Raw genomic sequence first — 852 nt, forward strand, 5'->3', positions numbered from 1 at the left:
CGCCGACGAACCGCTCGACTTCTTCCTGATGTTTTCGTCGCTGGGTTCCTTCGGCGTGCGCGGCTCCGCCGATTATGCCTACGCCACCGCCTTCCAAAACGCCTTCGCCCACTACCGCGGTTCGCTCGGCCGGTCAGGGGTGGCTCTGGCGCAGTGCTGGAGTGCCTGGGAAGAGGACAACCTTTTCCCCGAAACGCGGCGACAGTTGCAGTGCATGGGCTTCCACCTCATCGACATGGAACGCGCCTTCCCGCAAATCGAACGCAGCCTCGGCGCCGGCGTGCCCGTGCTGACCCTGATGCAGGTCGACGACGCCGACAGCGTGCGCCGGGCCATGGGGTTGGTGTCCGATGCGGTGGAAGGTTCCGCTGCTGAAGCCGGTTCGGGGTCGGAAGCGGCCGTTTCAGAACAGCAATTGCGCGATTGGGAAAACCGGTTTCGAAAGGGTGAGGACGTGGCCGCTAGGGTCGCCGCCGTCGTCAGCGCCGAGGTCGCCGCAACCCTGCCGGATGCGATCATTCAGCGCCTGCACCCGTTGCTCCGCGCGCCTTCCAAGCCCGAGCCCGCCGCGGTCGCGCCCGGTACACCGCCCCAAGCCCGCCGCGAGGACGACCTGCCCCATACGGTGCGTTCGCTGTTGACCGAGGTGCTGCGCCTGCCCGCGATTGAGGACGATAAACCCCTTCAGGATTACGGCTTGGATTCTATTTCCGCCATGCACTTCTCGACCCGTATGGAAAAAATCGTCCAATGCGAGGTCCAGCCGCAATGGTTGCTGGACCATCCCACCGTCACCGCCCTGACCCGTCATCTCGCCCATATCACCGCATCAAAGCAAGACTGAGTTTCGCC

Annotated in this window: 1 protein-coding gene (running past one end of the window); it reads left to right on the forward strand. The window is 64.4% G+C overall.

Going from position 1 to position 852, the window contains the following annotated elements:
* Positions 1–844, forward strand: the 3' end of a protein-coding gene (locus J3U88_RS04940; protein ID WP_207857248.1) for an amino acid adenylation domain-containing protein. Its footprint begins 11,912 nt before the window's first position; only the last 844 of its 12,756 coding nucleotides appear in the window; its start codon lies off the left edge, out of view; it ends in the stop codon at positions 842–844.
* The last annotated feature ends 8 nt before the right edge of the window (positions 845–852 follow it).

Source organism: Acanthopleuribacter pedis (genome assembly GCF_017377855.1).
GTDB lineage: Bacteria > Acidobacteriota > Holophagae > Acanthopleuribacterales > Acanthopleuribacteraceae > Acanthopleuribacter > Acanthopleuribacter pedis.